Annotated in this window: 15 protein-coding genes; 9 read left to right on the top strand and 6 right to left on the bottom strand. The window is 68.2% G+C overall.

Annotated features, from left to right (window positions below; translation table 11 throughout):
- Positions 1-6: 6 nt before the first annotated feature.
- From accC to scpA, 4 genes are read right to left on the bottom strand one after another with little or no spacing between them, the layout of a single operon-like run.
- A complete protein-coding gene (accC, locus tag OTERR_RS15035) occupies positions 7-1,998 on the bottom strand; it encodes an acetyl-CoA carboxylase biotin carboxylase subunit (protein WP_054621528.1) in 1,992 nt (663 codons plus the stop codon).
- 21 nt (positions 1,999-2,019) lie between these two features.
- Complete coding sequence (locus OTERR_RS15040; RefSeq protein ID WP_054621529.1) at positions 2,020-3,552, bottom strand: acyl-CoA carboxylase subunit beta; 1,533 nt, start codon at positions 3,550-3,552, stop codon at positions 2,020-2,022.
- A gap of 60 nt (positions 3,553-3,612) precedes the next feature.
- On the bottom strand, positions 3,613-4,710 hold the full coding sequence (gene meaB / locus OTERR_RS15045; protein ID WP_149426263.1) for a methylmalonyl Co-A mutase-associated GTPase MeaB: 1,098 nt from the start codon (positions 4,708-4,710) through the stop codon (positions 3,613-3,615).
- A 15-nt stretch (positions 4,711-4,725) separates the two neighbouring features.
- Positions 4,726-6,879 carry a methylmalonyl-CoA mutase gene (gene scpA, locus OTERR_RS15050; protein ID WP_054621530.1) on the bottom strand — a complete coding sequence of 718 codons (2,154 nt, stop codon included), beginning with the start codon at positions 6,877-6,879 and terminating at the stop codon, positions 4,726-4,728.
- A gap of 265 nt (positions 6,880-7,144) precedes the next feature.
- Between scpA and OTERR_RS15055 the strand changes: the two genes are divergently transcribed.
- From OTERR_RS15055 to OTERR_RS15065, 3 genes are read left to right on the top strand one after another with little or no spacing between them, the layout of a single operon-like run.
- A complete protein-coding gene (locus tag OTERR_RS15055; protein WP_054621531.1) occupies positions 7,145-7,816 on the top strand; it encodes a GntR family transcriptional regulator in 672 nt (223 codons plus the stop codon).
- Positions 7,817-7,818: 2 nt separating this feature from the next.
- Positions 7,819-8,625 (top strand): enoyl-CoA hydratase/isomerase family protein, encoded by an 807-nt coding sequence (locus tag OTERR_RS15060; protein ID WP_149426264.1) that lies wholly within the window; start codon positions 7,819-7,821, stop codon positions 8,623-8,625.
- Positions 8,626-8,653: 28 nt separating this feature from the next.
- Positions 8,654-8,941: a DUF1330 domain-containing protein gene (locus tag OTERR_RS15065; protein WP_054621533.1), complete on the top strand. Its 288-nt coding sequence runs from the start codon at positions 8,654-8,656 to the stop codon at positions 8,939-8,941.
- 214 nt (positions 8,942-9,155) lie between these two features.
- Here the strand turns inward: OTERR_RS15065 and alkB are convergent, their stop codons facing one another.
- Positions 9,156-9,821: a DNA oxidative demethylase AlkB gene (gene alkB / locus OTERR_RS15070; RefSeq protein ID WP_149426265.1), complete on the bottom strand. Its 666-nt coding sequence runs from the start codon at positions 9,819-9,821 to the stop codon at positions 9,156-9,158.
- 322 nt (positions 9,822-10,143) lie between these two features.
- On the bottom strand, positions 10,144-11,286 hold the full coding sequence (gene ada, locus OTERR_RS15075) for a bifunctional DNA-binding transcriptional regulator/O6-methylguanine-DNA methyltransferase Ada (protein ID WP_149426266.1): 1,143 nt from the start codon (positions 11,284-11,286) through the stop codon (positions 10,144-10,146).
- A gap of 379 nt (positions 11,287-11,665) precedes the next feature.
- Here ada and OTERR_RS15080 point away from each other — a divergent pair, with 379 nt between their 5' ends.
- The 6 genes from OTERR_RS15080 to OTERR_RS15105 all read left to right on the top strand — a co-directional run bounded on the left by OTERR_RS15080 (position 11,666) and on the right by OTERR_RS15105 (position 15,222).
- Positions 11,666-12,304: a DNA-3-methyladenine glycosylase family protein gene (locus OTERR_RS15080; RefSeq protein WP_149426267.1), complete on the top strand. Its 639-nt coding sequence runs from the start codon at positions 11,666-11,668 to the stop codon at positions 12,302-12,304.
- A 129-nt stretch (positions 12,305-12,433) separates the two neighbouring features.
- Positions 12,434-13,012, top strand: coding sequence for a hypothetical protein (locus OTERR_RS15085; RefSeq protein ID WP_149426268.1), 579 nt, complete (start codon positions 12,434-12,436; stop codon positions 13,010-13,012).
- Positions 13,003-13,611: a hypothetical protein gene (locus tag OTERR_RS15090; RefSeq protein WP_149426269.1), complete on the top strand. Its 609-nt coding sequence runs from the start codon at positions 13,003-13,005 to the stop codon at positions 13,609-13,611. Before OTERR_RS15085 ends, OTERR_RS15090 begins: the two co-directional genes overlap by 10 nt.
- Positions 13,608-14,384 (top strand): class D beta-lactamase, encoded by a 777-nt coding sequence (blaOXA, locus tag OTERR_RS15095; RefSeq protein ID WP_149426270.1) that lies wholly within the window; start codon positions 13,608-13,610, stop codon positions 14,382-14,384. Before OTERR_RS15090 ends, blaOXA begins: the two co-directional genes overlap by 4 nt.
- A gap of 104 nt (positions 14,385-14,488) precedes the next feature.
- Positions 14,489-14,875: a DUF1304 domain-containing protein gene (locus OTERR_RS15100; protein ID WP_246154213.1), complete on the top strand. Its 387-nt coding sequence runs from the start codon at positions 14,489-14,491 to the stop codon at positions 14,873-14,875.
- Positions 14,872-15,222 carry a ubiquitin family protein gene (locus OTERR_RS15105; protein WP_149426271.1) on the top strand — a complete coding sequence of 117 codons (351 nt, stop codon included), beginning with the start codon at positions 14,872-14,874 and terminating at the stop codon, positions 15,220-15,222. Before OTERR_RS15100 ends, OTERR_RS15105 begins: the two co-directional genes overlap by 4 nt.
- Positions 15,223-15,262: the final 40 nt, after the last annotated feature.

Raw genomic sequence — 15,262 nt, forward strand, 5'->3', positions numbered from 1 at the left:
AGCAGATCACTCGAACTCGATGATGATCTCGTCCACCGACAGGCTGGCGCCGGCGGAAGCGGAGATCTTCTTCACCTTGCAGTCCTGCTCGGCCTTGAGGATGTTTTCCATCTTCATGGCTTCGATCACCGCCAGCTTCTCGCCCGCCTTCACTTCCTGACCCACGGCCACGGAAACCTCGCGCAGCAGGCCGGGCATCGGAGAGAGCAGGAACTTGGAGAGGTCGGGCGCGGCCTTGGCCGGCATCAGCGCCAGCAGTTCGGCGGCGCGGGCGGACATCACCATCATGTCGGCACGGGTACCCCAGTGGAACAGCTGGTAGGTCATGCGGTGACGTTCCACCTGCAGGGTGAATTCCTCGCCGTTGCAGGTGCCGTTGAACAGGGACTGACCGAGGCGCCAGTTGGAGAGAATCTCGTACTTCTCGCCGTTGTACTGGACCACGTAGCCGCCGGCGATGGGCTTGGCCACCACCGGGAAGCGTTCGCCGTTACGGATCACCACCCACTCGTCGCCAACGCGACGCTCGTGGCCCGGCAACTGGCCGGACACCTTGGCGGCGCGGTCGATGTAGCGGCGGTGCACGAAGGCGGCCACCGAGATCAGCAGGGCCGGATCGTCATGGGGCACCATCGAAGCGTCGAAGCCCTTCGGGTACTCCTTGGCGATGAAGCCGGTATCGAAGATGCCGGACTGGAAGCGCGGGTGCTGCATCAGCGCGGCCTGGAACGGGATGTTCGAGGAGATGCCGCGGATGACAAAGCTGTTCAGGGCGTCGCGCATGCGGGCGATGGCCTGCTCGCGGTTGGCGCCGTGCACGATCAGCTTGGCGATCATCGAGTCGTAGAACATCGAGATCTCGCCGCCGTCGTAGACGCCGGTATCGACGCGCACCTGGCCGGCAACCTCTTCCGGCGGTTGGAACTTCACCAGGCGACCGGTGGAGGGCAGGAAGCCGCGGAACGGGTCTTCGGCGTTGATGCGGCACTCCATGGACCAGCCGTTGATCTTCACGTCGGCCTGGGTCAGGGGCAGCTTCTCGCCGTAGGCGACGCGAATCATCTGCTCCACCAGGTCGAGGCCGGTGATCAGTTCGGTGACGGGGTGCTCCACCTGCAGACGGGTGTTCATCTCCAGGAAGTAGAACTCCTTGGTGGCACCGGAAACCACGAACTCCACCGTACCGGCGGATTCGTAATTCACGGCCCGGGCCAGGGCCACAGCCTGTTCGCCCATGGCCTTGCGCATCTCGGGATCGACGAAGGGGCTCGGGGCTTCTTCGATGACCTTCTGGTGACGGCGCTGGATGGAGCAGTCGCGCTCGTTCAGGTACACGTAGTTGCCGTGGGAGTCGCCCAGCACCTGGATTTCGATGTGGCGGGGTTCCAGCACGTACTTCTCGATGAAGACGCGGTCGTCACCGAAGGAATTGCGGGCTTCATTGACGCAGGAGGAGAAGCCTTCATGGGCTTCGGCGTCGTTGTAGGCCACGCGCAGGCCCTTGCCGCCGCCGCCGGCGGAGGCCTTGATCATCACCGGGTAGCCGATCTTCTTGGCGATCTCGACGGCTTCGTCGGGACCGGCAATGGCGTCGTTGTAGCCCGGGATGGTGTTGACCTTGGCTTCGATGGCCAGCTTCTTGGACTCGATCTTGTCCCCCATCTTGGCGATGGAGTAGTGCTTCGGACCGATGAACTTGACGCCCTCTTCCTCCAGGCGACGGGAGAAGTCAGCGTTCTCGGAGAGGAAGCCGTAGCCGGGGTGCACCGCTTCAGCGCCGGTCTGCTTGCAGGCGGCGATGATCTTGTCGGCGACCAGGTAGGATTCCTTGGAGGCAGCCGGGCCGATGCAGACGGCTTCGTCGGCCATCTCCACGAACAGGGCGTCCTTGTCGGCCTCGGAGTACACGGCGACGGTCTTGATGCCCATCTTGCGGGCGGTCTTGATGACGCGGCAGGCAATTTCGCCGCGGTTGGCGATCAGGATTTTCTTGAACATGTTTCTGGTTCTCCCCGGCGATCAGAGCGGAATGTTCCCGTGCTTGCGCCACGGGTTTTCGAGTTTCTTGTCACGCAGCATCGCCAGGGAGCGGCAGATGCGCTTGCGCGTTTCGTTGGGCATGATGACGTCGTCAATGAAGCCACGGGCGCCGGCCACGAAGGGGTTGGCGAACTTGGCCTTGTATTCGGCCTCGCGCTCGGCCAGCTTGGCCGGATCGTTCTTCTCTTCGCGGAAGATGATTTCCACGGCGCCCTTGGGACCCATCACGGCGATTTCAGCGGACGGCCAGGCGAAGTTCACGTCGCCGCGCAGGTGCTTGGAGCTCATCACGTCGTAAGCGCCGCCGTAGGCCTTGCGGGTGATCAGGGTGACCTTCGGCACGGTGCACTCGGCGTAGGCGTAGAGCAGCTTGGCGCCGTGCTTGATGATGCCGCCGTATTCCTGGGTGGTGCCAGGCATGAAGCCCGGGACGTCCACCAGGGTCACCACCGGGATGTTGAAGGCATCGCAGAAGCGCACGAAGCGGGCGGCCTTGATGGAGGACTTGATGTCCAGGCAGCCGGCCAGCACCAGGGGCTGGTTGGCGACGATGCCGACCGGGTGGCCGTCGAAGCGGGCGAAGCCGGTGATGATGTTCTTGGCGTAATCGGGCTGGATCTCGAAGAAGTCGCAGTCATCGACCACCTTGATGATCAGCTCCTTCATGTCGTAGGGCTTGTTGGCGTTCTCCGGCACCAGGGTGTCGAGGGAGAAATCGAGGCGCTCGACCGGATCGTTGGTCTTCTGCACCGGGGGCTTTTCCCGGTTGTTGGCGGGCAGGAAGTTCACCAGGCGACGCAGGTAGTTGAGCGCTTCCACGTCGTTGTCGAAGGCCAGGTCGGCCACGCCGGACTTGCTGGTATGGGTGACGGCGCCGCCCAGCTCCTCGGCGGTCACTTCCTCGTGGGTCACGGTCTTCACCACTTCGGGACCGGTCACGAACATGTAGGAGGAATCCTTCACCATGAAGATGAAGTCGGTCATGGCCGGGGAGTACACCGCGCCGCCGGCACAGGGGCCCATGATCATGGAGATCTGGGGAATCACGCCGGAGGCCATGACGTTGCGCTGGAACACGTCGGCGTAGCCGCCCAGGGAGGCCACGCCTTCCTGAATACGGGCACCGCCCGAGTCGTTCAGGCCGATCACCGGCGCGCCGACCTTCATGGCGTGGTCCATGATCTTGCAGATCTTCTCGGCGTGGGTTTCGGAGAGGGAGCCGCCGAATACGGTGAAGTCCTGGGAGAACACGAACACCAGACGGCCATTGATGGTGCCGTAGCCGGTAACGACGCCATCGCCCGGGTTCTTGGTGTCCGCCATGCCGAAGTCGGTGCAGCGGTGTTCCTTGAACATGTCCCATTCTTCGAAGGAACCCGGGTCGAGCAGCAGTTCGAGGCGTTCGCGGGCCGTCAGCTTGCCTTTGTTGTGCTGGCTGTCGATACGCTTCTGGCCACCGCCCAGACGGGCCGCGGAACGTTTTTCGTCCAGCTGGCGGATGATGTCGTGCATAAAAATCTCCCTCGGAAGAAACGCGATCTACTGTCTAACAGTGCGCCATGAGGTCATGGCTTACAGCGGGCTGGCATCGGCTGACGCCAGCCCGGCTGCGGCTTGATTCGGATCGGCGCAGTCGGCCGATACGGTTTGCAGATGCCCCAGCAGGCGGTAGGCCGCCGCGGTGGGGGTGGTACGTCCGGCTTCCACCTGGGCGATCAGCCCGGGCAGGTCGGCCTGCACCGCCGGATGGTGGCGGAAATACTGGCGCAGGCCGGAATCGATCAGGTTCCACATCCAGGCCTGGGCCTGGTGACGGCGCTTGGCCTCGAACTCACCGGTGGGGGTGAGCGCCTCCCGGTAGCCCTCGACCTGGGCCCAGAAGTCGGCGATGCCTTCCTTGTGCAGGGCCGACAGGGTCAGCACCGGCGGCGCCCAATGGGGGCTGGCGTGGCGCAGGAAGTGCAGGGCATTCTTCCATTGGGCCTGCACCACTTGGGCCGCCCGGGGGTCGATGTCGGCCTTGTTGATCACCACCATGTCGGCGATCTCGACGATGCCCTTCTTGATCGCCTGCAGGTCGTCGCCGGCGTTAGGCAGTTGCAGCAGGCAGAACATGTCCACCATGCCGGCCACGGCCGTCTCCGACTGGCCGACGCCCACCGTCTCGACGATGATCACGTCGAAGCCGGCAGCCTCGCACAGCAGCATGGCCTCCCGGGTCTTCTCGGCGACGCCGCCCAGACTGCCGGCGGATGGGCTGGGGCGGATGAAGGCCTCCTCGCGCTGGCAGAGGGTCTCCATGCGGGTCTTGTCGCCAAGGATGGAGCCACCGGACACCGACGAGGACGGATCGACCGCCAACACCGCCAGGCGGTGACCCCGCTCGATCAGCCAGGTGCCGAGGGCCTCGATGAAGGTGGACTTGCCGGCGCCGGGCACCCCGGAGATACCGATGCGGGTGGCCCGACCGGTATGCGGCATGAGTGCGCCGAGTACCTGCTGGGCACGCTGCTGGTGGTCGCGCCGGGTCGACTCGATCAGGGTGATGGCCTTGGCCAGGGCGCGCCGCTGCCGGCCCAGCACCCCGTCCACCAGAGCCTGGTCGACAGGGGCGAGGCCGGCCTGACCGGACGCCGCGTGAGCGCCCTCGGTGGCGGCGGATGAGGACATCCCGGTCATCGGGCGTTAGCCGCGAGCCTTGCGGATTTCTTCGAGCACGCGGCGGGCCGAATCCTCGATCCGGGTGCCCGGGCCGAAGATGGCCTTGGCGCCGGCCTGGTACAGGAAGTCATAGTCCTGGGCCGGAATCACGCCACCGGCGAAGACGATGATGTCGTCGGCGCCCTGGGCCTTGAGCGAATTCACCAGGGTCGGCAGCAGGGTCTTGTGGCCGGCGGCCAGGGACGACACGCCGATGGCGTGCACGTCGTTTTCCACGGCCTGGCGGGCAGCTTCTTCCGGGGTCTGGAAGAGGGGGCCCATGTCGATATCGAAGCCCAGGTCGGCGAAGGCGGTGGCCACCACCTTGGCGCCCCGGTCGTGGCCATCCTGGCCGAGCTTGGCGATCATGATGCGGGGCCGACGGCCTTCTTCCTCGGCGAACTTGGCAATCTCGGCCTTGAGGCCTTCCCAGTTGTCCTGTCCTTCCACGACGCCTCCGTAAACACCGGAAATGGTCTGGTTGTTGGCGCGGAAGCGGCCGAACACCTTTTCCAGGGCGTCGGACACTTCACCCACGGTGGCGCGCAGGCGGATCGCCTTGACGGCCAGGTCGAGCAGGTTGCCCTCGCCGCTCTCGGCGGACTGGGTCAGGGCCGCCAGGGCGGCCTGGACGGCAGCACCGTCGCGGGTCTCGCGGATCTTCTTGAGGCGGGCGATCTGGGCCTCGCGCACGGCGTGGTTGTCGATATCGAGGATCTCGATCTCGTCTTCCTTGGCCAGCTTGTACTTGTTGACCCCGACGATGACGTCCTTGCCCGAGTCGATGCGCGCCTGCTTGTCGGCGGCGCAGGTCTCCACCTGCATCTTGGCCCAGCCGGATTCCACGGCCTTGGTCATGCCGCCCATGGCCTCGATCTCCTGGATGATGCTCCAGGCCTTGTCGGCCATGTCCTGGGTCAGCTTTTCCATCATGTAGGAACCGGCCCAGGGGTCTACCACGTTACAGATGTGGGTCTCTTCCTGGATGATCAGCTGGGTGTTGCGGGCGATGCGCGCCGAGAACTCGGTGGGCAGGGCGATGGCTTCGTCGAGGGCGTTGGTGTGCAGCGACTGGGTGCCGCCGAACACGGCCGCCATGGCCTCGATGGTGGTGCGCACCACGTTGTTGTACGGGTCCTGCTCGGTCAGCGACCAGCCGGAAGTCTGGCTGTGGGTGCGCAGCATCAGCGACTTGGGGTTCTTCGGGTTGAACTGGCTCATGATGCGGTGCCACAGCAGTCGGGCGGCGCGCATCTTGGCGATTTCCAGGTAGAAGTTCATGCCCACTGCCCAGAAGAACGACAGGCGGCCGGCGAAGGCGTCCACGTCGAGGCCCGAGGCGATGCCGGTACGCACGTATTCCATGCCGTCGGCCAGGGTGAACGCCAGCTCGATCGCTTGGTTCGCCCCCGCTTCCTGGATGTGATAACCCGAGATCGAGATCGAGTTGAACTTGGGCATGTGCTGGGCGGTGTAGCCGAAGATGTCGGAGATGATCTTCATCGACGGCTTGGGCGGATAGATGTAGGTGTTCCGCACCATGAATTCTTTGAGAATGTCGTTCTGGATGGTGCCCGACAGCTTCTCCTGCGGCACGCCCTGCTCTTCCGCCGCCACGATGTAGCCGGCCAGGATCGGCAGCACGGCGCCGTTCATGGTCATCGACACGGAAATCTTGTCGAGGGGGATGCCGTCGAAGAGGATCTTCATGTCCTCGACCGAATCGATCGCCACGCCGGCCTTGCCCACGTCGCCCAGCACCCGGGGATTGTCCGAGTCGTAGCCGCGGTGGGTGGCCAGGTCGAAGGCCACGGAAACGCCCTGGCCGCCGGCCGCCAGCGCCTTGCGGTAGAAGGCGTTGGATTCCTCGGCGGTGGAGAACCCGGCATACTGGCGGATGGTCCACGGCTTGACCGCGTACATGGTCGGCTGGGGGCCGCGCAGGTAGGGCGCGAAGCCCGGCAGGGTATCGGTATACTCCAGCCCCGCAACGTCCTTGGCCGTATACAGGGGCTTGACCGTCAGCCCCTCCGGGGTCACCCAATTCAGGTTGGCCACATCGCCATTGGGGGCCTGCTTGGCAGCAGCTTTCTCCCACTGATCCAGCTGGTCGGAATTGAGTTGGGTCGGTTCGGTCATGGCATCACCTCGTGTTCGGCCCCGGCATCAGGGCGACTCGTCGTTCTGGTCCAGCTGGCTCGCTCCGCGGGACCGGCTCCGGCTCTCGGCCGGACACCATGTCCCAAGCGGGCGCGTATCGGGCGAAGGGGCTGATTATGCTCCTCGCACAAAACGGCGCAGCTTGACATTGGAAACCTTCGATAATACGTTATCCATAATTATGAATGCAACCACCGGCGGCAGTGAGCGCCACCCGCCCACGCCCAGGGAGAAGAAACGGAACATGACCGGCCATCGCATCGCCCAGCCCGCCCTCTATGAAGAGGTGGCAGAGCGGCTTCGCCAGCGCATTTTCGCCCACGAGTTGAAGCCCGGGGCGTGGATCGACGAACAGGCCATCGCCGAACAGTACGGCATTTCCCGCACCCCGCTACGCGAGGCCCTCAAGGTGCTCGCCTCCGAAGGGCTGGTGAACCTCAAGCCACGCCGCGGCTGCTACGTCACCGAGCTGTCGCCCAAGGACATCAGCGACATCTTCCCGCTGATGGCCTTGCTCGAAGGGCGCAGCGCCTTCGAGGCCACCGAGCGCGCCACCGACGCCGACCGGGCCCGCCTGCAAGCCCTCCACGACGATCTCGAACAGGCCGCCCGGGATGGCGACATCCCGCGCTTCTTCGAAGCCAACCAGGAATTCCACCGCACCCTCCAGGCCATCACCGGCAACCGCTGGCTGCTCCAGGTGATCCAGGACCTGCGCAAGGTGCTCAAGCTCACCCGGCTCCATTCCCTCTCCGCCGAGGGCCGCCTGCAGCAATCCCTGGAAGAGCACCGCGCCATCCTCGCCGCCGTGCTCAAGGGCGACCCCGCCCGGGCCGAGAGCCTGATGCGCGACCATCTGCTGGCCGGGCGCGAAGCCGTCACCAAGAATCTGCCCGCCGACACCCGGGCCGCCTGACCATGGGCGGCAGCATTCTCACCCGCCACCACGGGGCGGTCGCTACCGTAGCTCTGTCCAACCCGGGCAAGCTCAACGCCGTCGATTACGCCATGTGGGGCGAGCTGAAGGCCGCCCTGGAGGCCGTTGCCGCCGAGGCCGACGCCGCCGGCAGCGAACTGCGGGTGGTGGTCATCACCGGCGAGGCCGACGGCGCCACCCCGGCCTTCGCCGCCGGCGGCGACCTGGAAGAATTCCTCACCCTGCGCGCCACCCTGGACCAGGCCCTGCACTATCACGACGAGCGGGTCGCCCCGGCGCTCAACGCCATCGCCAATTGCCCGCTGCCCACCGTGGCCGCCATCAACGGCCCGTGCATCGGTGGCGGGCTGGAGATCGCCGCCGCCTGCGACCTGCGCATCGCCAGCGCCTCGTCGCGCTTCGGCGCCCCGATCAACCGCCTCGGTTTTTCCATGTACCCCGGCGAAATGGCCGGCCTGGTGCAACTGGCCGGCCCGGCGGTGGTGCTGGAGATCCTGCTCGAAGGCCGGGTGCTCGGCGCCGACGAGGCCTACGCCAAGGGCCTGCTCACCCGGGTGGTGGAGGATGCGCAATGGCGTGCCGAAGTGGACGCCACCGTCGCCCGCATCGCCGCCGGCGCCCCCTTGGTGGCGCGCTGGCACAAGCAGTGGGTGCGCCGTCTGCTCCACGACACCCCGCTCAGCGCCACCGAAAAAGCCGACTCCTTCGCCTTCCTCGCCACCGACGACTACAAGGAAGGCCTGCGCGCCTTCTTCGCCAAGGAAAAGCCGCGCTTTTCCGGGCGCTAAGCGCGCCTTCCCCCGCTCAGGAGCCCCCGTGAGTTACGCCTACGTGATCGGCCATATCACCGTCAAGGACCCGGCACGCTGGGCCGACTACCGCCGCCAGGTACCCAACACCCTGGCACCGTGGGGCGGTGAGTTGGTGTTCCGCGGCGAGCGGCTGACGGACCTGGCCGGGCAGCAGCCTCATGGCGACGTGGTGGTGATCCGTTTCCCCGATCCGGCCGCCCTCGCCGCCTGGCACGCCTCCCCGGCCTACCAGGCCCTGATTCCCCTACGCACCGCCGCCGCCGACGTAGTCCTGACGTCCTACGGCACCTGAACCCCACGCGGCCACGTCCATCACCACCATCCCACCCAGCACCGTAGCCAGGTCCTGGCCTGGGGGTTGGATCTCGCAGATCTCGCAGCCTACTCAGCCACCGCAGCACACCCAGCGGGGTCACGTGCGGCCCCGCGCCGCCGACTCATCGGAAACCCTGCGCCCTAGTGGCTTTCCGGGCAGCCCCCGTTTGTACCGGTTCCCTGGTGCGCCCTTAGCCCGCTTTGCGGAAGGTCAAGCTGATGCGTTGGGGGCCAAGCTGCGGGTGGTGGCCGTCCTTGACCGGCAGCACGCCATGGAAATACAGCCGGGCCGGGCCGCCCCAGGCCACCACGTCGCCGTGGGTGACGGGCAGCCGCTGCGCCCGGTCCTCCCGGCGGGGGCCGCCGAACAGGAAGGTGGCGGGCAACCCCAGGGAGACGGTGACGATGGGCTGGCCCATGTCCCGCTCGTTCTTGTCCTGGTGCAGGCCCATGCGTGCCCCCGGGGCGTAGCGGTTGATCAGGCAGGCGTCCGGCTCGAAACCGGCAAAGCCGGCAGCCGCCGCGGCCTCCCGGGCGAGACGGGCGAAGGCTGGCGGCATGGCCGGCCAAGGCAGGCCGCTGGCCGGGTCCCGGGGCGCGTAGCGGTAGCCGTGGCGGTCGGTGACCCAGCCCAGGGCGCCGCAGTTGGTCATGGCCACCGACATGTCGTAGCCCCCCGGGGTAGCCAGATGGCGGAAGGGGGCTGCGGCGGTCACCGCCGCCAGCGCGGTGAGCAGGTCCGCCATGCCGTCCAGGGCGTAACGGCGCAGCAGCACGGCGCCCACGGCGATGTCCTCGCGCCAGGGCGGTGTGGTGTCGATGCCGGCCGCGGGCGGGCCAAACAGGTCCAGGGTCATGGCAAACCAAATTCCACGGAAGAAAACGCAGGGTAGCGCCCCGCCCGGGGCGAGGAAAGCGAGGGCGCCAGGCACCGCAGGCTGACTGCCGGGAGCGGGCTTTGGCGGGTCGCGGCGCAGGAGGAGTGGCGCCGTGCCACCGCGTCGCGCAACGCCCACCGACTGGCACCGCCCCTTGAAACTCCGCGCCCTTATTGACTCTCCGCAGGCATGCCGCGGAACGCAAGGCGGGACGGGCCTCTTCGGGCAGGCACCGTGAAGATGCCCGTCCCTATTGGTGTTTCAAGCAGGCGGTGCGCTGCATCCGGGCACGGGCCGGTGATTACTGCGACTCCTTGTCGAGCAGGGCGCGCTTGCGCTCCACGCCCCAGCGATAGCCGGCCAGGCCACCGTCGCTGCGCACCACCCGATGGCAAGGAATGGCCACGGCCAGGGCGTTGGCGGCGCAGGCCTGGGCCACGGCGCGCACCGCAGCGGGGGCGCCGATGCGTTCGGCGATCTCGCTGTAGGTGGCCGTCTGCCCGGGCGGAATGGCGCGCAGGGCCTGCCAGACGCGCTGCTGGAAGGCGGTGCCGCGCACGTCCAGGGGCAGCTCCAGGCCCAGGCCGGGCGCCTCGACGAAGCCGACCACCCGGGCCACCAGCTGCTCGAAGGCGGCATCGCCGCCGATCAGGGTGGCGCGGGGGAAGCGTTCCTGCAGGTCCCGGGCCAGGGCGTCGGGGTCGTCGCCGAGCAAAATGGCGCAGATGCCGCGCTCGCTCTGGGCCACCAGGATGGCGCCGAGGGAACACTGGCCGATGGCGAAGCGGATGGCCGTGGCCGCGCCGCCGGCCCGGTAACGGCTCGGCGTCATGCCCAGCACCTCCTGGGATTTTTCGTAGAAACGGCTGCTGGCGTTGTAGCCGGCGGCGAAGATCGCCGCGGTGACCGGAGCACCCCGGGCGAGTGCGGCGCGCAGCCGCGCTTCGCGTCCGGCAGCGGCGTACTGGCGCGGCGTCAGGCCGGCGATGGCGGTGAACACGCGGTGGAAATGGTAGGGGCTCAGCCCCGCCCGGGCGGCCAGCTCGGCCAGGGTGGGCGGCGCTGCGCCGCTATCGGCCTGGTCGAGCCACTGGCAGGCCTGGGCCACCAGGGCCGCGTGCTGCTCGCGCCGGGACGGCTGGTCGGGCCGGCAGCGCTTGCAAGGGCGAAAGCCGGCCTGCTCGGCCGCCTCCCGGCTGGCGTGGAAGGCCACGTTCTCGGGCCGGGCCTGGCGGGCACCGCAGGAGGGACGGCAATAGACCCCGGTGGTGGCCACCGAATAGTAGAAGGTGCCGTCGGCCCGGGCGTCGCGGGCCACCACGGCGGTCCAGCGCGGGTCCCGGGTGGTGGCCAGGGCCCGCTCGGTCCTCCATTCACTCCTGCGTTCCCCTGTAGCGCCCCCGGGGCCGGTCGCCCCGTCGGCGCGCTTGGCTGCCGGTTTCATGCTGCTTCCTTCGCTCATCGTGGATGACGCTCACTGTAGTCCGCCTACACCGGGGCCACACTCCGCTGCTTGCGCCTAAATTCGCATTGGCCATGCGGGCAGGCCCGTTCCAGGCCGGGATTGTGCCTGGAGGCCGGGCCTCGGTGGCGCACCGGGCCCCGCGCCGTGGCCGTCGGCCCGGTACCACGACGTCCGGGGTGGCGCAGCCTCCGCGTTCACAGCCGCTGCCGGTTCCGCGACGTCCGCCATTCCCGTCGCATCCGATGGCAGGCAGCAAAAACGGGCCGCCGCGCCGAATTCCGGCGCAACAAACGGAGCGCCGCCGGAACGCTCCCCTGCTAAGGTCGACGACCGCCCCCTTTCCCTGCCGACCACGACCATGCCCCCCGCTTCCGCGCCCCATCCCTACCAGCAGGCCAGCGACCATCTGGCCGGCATCGACGCCGACTGGGCCCGCCTGGTCGCCGCCGTGGGGCCGTGCACCCACCAGCCCAAGCCAGCCCGGGAACCCTACGAGGCCCTGATCCGCGCCGTGGCCTACCAGCAACTCCACGTCCGGGCGGGGGATGCCATCGTCGCCAAGTTCCTCGCCCGCTACCCGGACACAGCCTTCCCCAGCCCGGCGCAAATCCTCGCCACCGACGCCGCCACGCTGCGCGCCTGCGGTTTTTCCACGCGCAAGGCGGAAACCCTCCTGGCCCTCGCCGCCGGGGCCGCCAGCGGCCTGGTGCCGAGTCGTGCCGAGGCCGAGGGCCTCAGTGACGACGAACTGATCGCCCGCCTCACCCCCCTGCCCGGCATCGGCCGCTGGACCGTGGAGATGTTCCTGATCTACACCCTGGACCGCCTCGACATCTTTCCCGTGGACGACTTCGGCGTGCGCGACGGCTATCGCCGCCTCAAGAGCCTGCCTCGCGCCCCGGGCCGCCGCGAACTGGCCGCCGCCGGCGAGCCCCTGCGCCCCTACCGCACCATCGCCGCCTGGTATTTGTGGCGGGTGCCGAAAACGGCGGGCTGACCCCGCCGGCCAGCACGGGCGTTGCGCCTGGATTATGCTGGGCGCTGCGCGGGACGCCATGCCCGCCCGCCCCCCACCCGGCTCCCTACAGTGGCGGGGTTCAGGTTAACGCTTCCCGGAGGACCACCGTTGCGCCATCCCGACCTGCCGCTGCGCACCGCCCTGCTGCTGGCGGCCGCCCTCGCCCCGATGGCGGCGCTCGCCCAGGGCTTCATTCCCCCCGAGCAGATCACCCAGTTCGGCCGTACCTACACGCTGGCCTACCAGGACGTCGCGCCGAATGGCCGCGCCCTGTACGAATACACCAGCGCGGGCGAAACGGTGGATAACTGGACCACCCTGGTCACCCTCAACTACGCCAAGGATCTGGTCAGCGATCCGGCCACCTGGGCAAAAGCGGTCAAGGCCTCCCTCGACGCCAACACCCCCAAGCCCCACTACGCCCTCTACACGGCCAAGGGCAACGGCTACGCCCGCTTCATTTTCGAGCCGGACGGCACCCACCCCAGCTACGAATCGAACATCCACAAGAGCTTCCACACGCCGGCCTGCGGGGGACTGCTGGTACTGCAGTACGCCGCCCGGTACGCCCCAAGCGAAGAGCAAGGCAGCGCCGGCAAACTGGTCCGGCTGCGCACCATCGCCACGGAAAACGCCAAGCAGACGGTGGAGCTGGAACGCAGCGACTGGGTGCCGGCGTGCCGCTGAACGCCCCGGCGGCCGACAGCGCACCGCCGGACGAAACACCAGCCACGGGCCCGGCCGGTACCGCGGTGCCCCGCGCCAGCCGTGCCCTGGTAGCCCTCGCCACCCTGGCCTTCGCCCTCTCCCAGGCCAACCTGGCCCGCCTCCTGGCGCCCCTCGATCCGAGCATCTTCGCCCTGCAGCTGGCGTTCACCCCCGAGGCGTTCTGGCGGGTCGTCGATGCCTGGGGCCCGACCGGGGTGGCGGTGTACCGAGCCCATTTCACCTTCGACAACCTCCACCCGTTCCTCTACGGCGCCTTCGGCTACCTGGCCGTCTCGCGCACCCGGCTCTTCCCGCGCTCCGCCGGCCGCCTCTACCATGGCGTCCTGCTGGCCTTGCCGGTCGCCGGCCTGTGCGACCTGGCCGAAAATGGCATCCACGCCTGGCTGCTGGCCCACGCCCACGGCACCGGCGGCCTGCTGGTGCCGCTCTCGGGCACCTGCTCCCTGCTCAAGTGGGGACTGGCCCTATTCTTCACCCTGGCCCTGGCCGGGCGGCTACTGGTCGTACTAACGCGCCCGGCGACCAGGCCCGGTCCTCCCGCCCCACCGATACCATGAAACGATTTCTCGCCCTACTCTGCCTGCCCCTCCCCGCCCTGGCCAGCGTCTGGCACGACGACGGACGCCTCGCCGCGGCCTTTGCCAAGGCCGGCCTGCGCGGCACCTTCGTGCTCTACGACGTGGCCGCCGACCGGCTGGTCGGCCACGACCGGGCCCGGGCCGAAACCCGCTTCATCCCCGCCTCCACCTTCAAAATTGCCAACAGTCTGATCGGCCTGGACACGGGGACGGTGAGCAGCGTGGACCAGGTGCTGCCCTACGGCGGCCGCCCCCAGTGGAACAAGGCCTGGGAAAAGGACATGGGGCTGCGCGAGGCGATCCAGGTGTCCAACTTTCCGGTGTACCAGGAACTGGCCCGGCGCATTGGCCTCGCCCCCATGCAGGCCGGCGTGAAGGCCCTGGGCTACGGCAACGGGGAGGTCGGCACCGCGCTGGACCGCTTCTGGGTCGACGGCACCCTGACGATCAGCGCCGTGGAACAGGCCCACTTCCTGGCCCGGCTGGCCCGGGGCGAACTGCCGGTTTCCCCGAAAGCCCAGGCCGACGTGCGCGAAATCACCCGGCTGGAAAGCGGCCCGGGCTGGTCCCTGCACGGCAAGACCGGCTGGAGCGACAACAGCCGGCCCGACCTGGGCTGGTGGGTGGGCTGGGTGGAAAAGGCGGGCCGGGTCTATGCCTTCGCCCTCAACATCGACATGCCCGACAAGACTGCCCTGCCGGCCCGTATCGCCCTGGGCCGGGAGTGCCTGGCCATCCTGGGCGTCCTCTGACCCGGGCACCGGGTTCCCTTGTCCGGACGCCCCGTCGCAACGCGACCGCCCCGATTCAGCCTATCCAGCCATCCGGCCGCCCCCCGGCGGCGCCCGCGGAGTGCATGACCATGCAGATCCTCGCCACCCTGGCCACCCTCGCCACCGCCGCAATGGCCCTGCTGCACCTCTACATCCTGGTCCTGGAAATGTTCCTGTGGGACACGCCCACGGGACGCAAGGCCTTCGGCCTGACCCCGGAATTTTCCGCTGCGTCGAAGGTTCTGGCCGCCAACCAGGGGCTGTACAACGGCTTCCTGGCGGCCGGCCTGCTCTGGGGTGCCCTGCTCGGGTCGGAGGGCACTTCGATCCGGGTCTTCTTCCTCGGCTGCGTCGTCGTCGCCGGGATCTTCGGCGCGGCGACGGCCAACCGGAAAATCCTCGTGGTGCAGGCCCTGCCCGGCGCCATCGCCCTGGTGCTGGTCCTCGCGGCCGGAGGCGCCCCGGCATGAGCGGCGCCACCCGGCTGGTCTCCCTGGCCGCCTACGTCGGCGCCATCCACCGCCAGCCCAGCCCGCATACGCTGGCGGACGAAAGCGTTGAGCGCACGTCCTGGCTGGACCAGGGCATCGAGGTGCGCCAGGAGGTGGCCGTCTACCGCTTTGCCGACGGGGCGGTGATCCGGCGCACCGTGGAGCAGGACAGTTTTCCCAGCGACCTGGCCTGCGCCGAGTGCTGGATCACCTACGAGGTGCTCGCCCACGGGGATTCCGGCAGCCCGATCCACCCGGCGCGCCAGGTGTTCGAGAACGCCTGCCGGGAATCCTTCTGGCTCGCCTACCATACGGCCCCGGCCTGATTCGCCCACCACACCCGGCCCGGTCGCGTACCATGCGGCC

The sequence above is a fragment of the Oryzomicrobium terrae genome (assembly GCF_008274805.1).
Lineage (GTDB): Bacteria > Pseudomonadota > Gammaproteobacteria > Burkholderiales > Rhodocyclaceae > Oryzomicrobium > Oryzomicrobium terrae.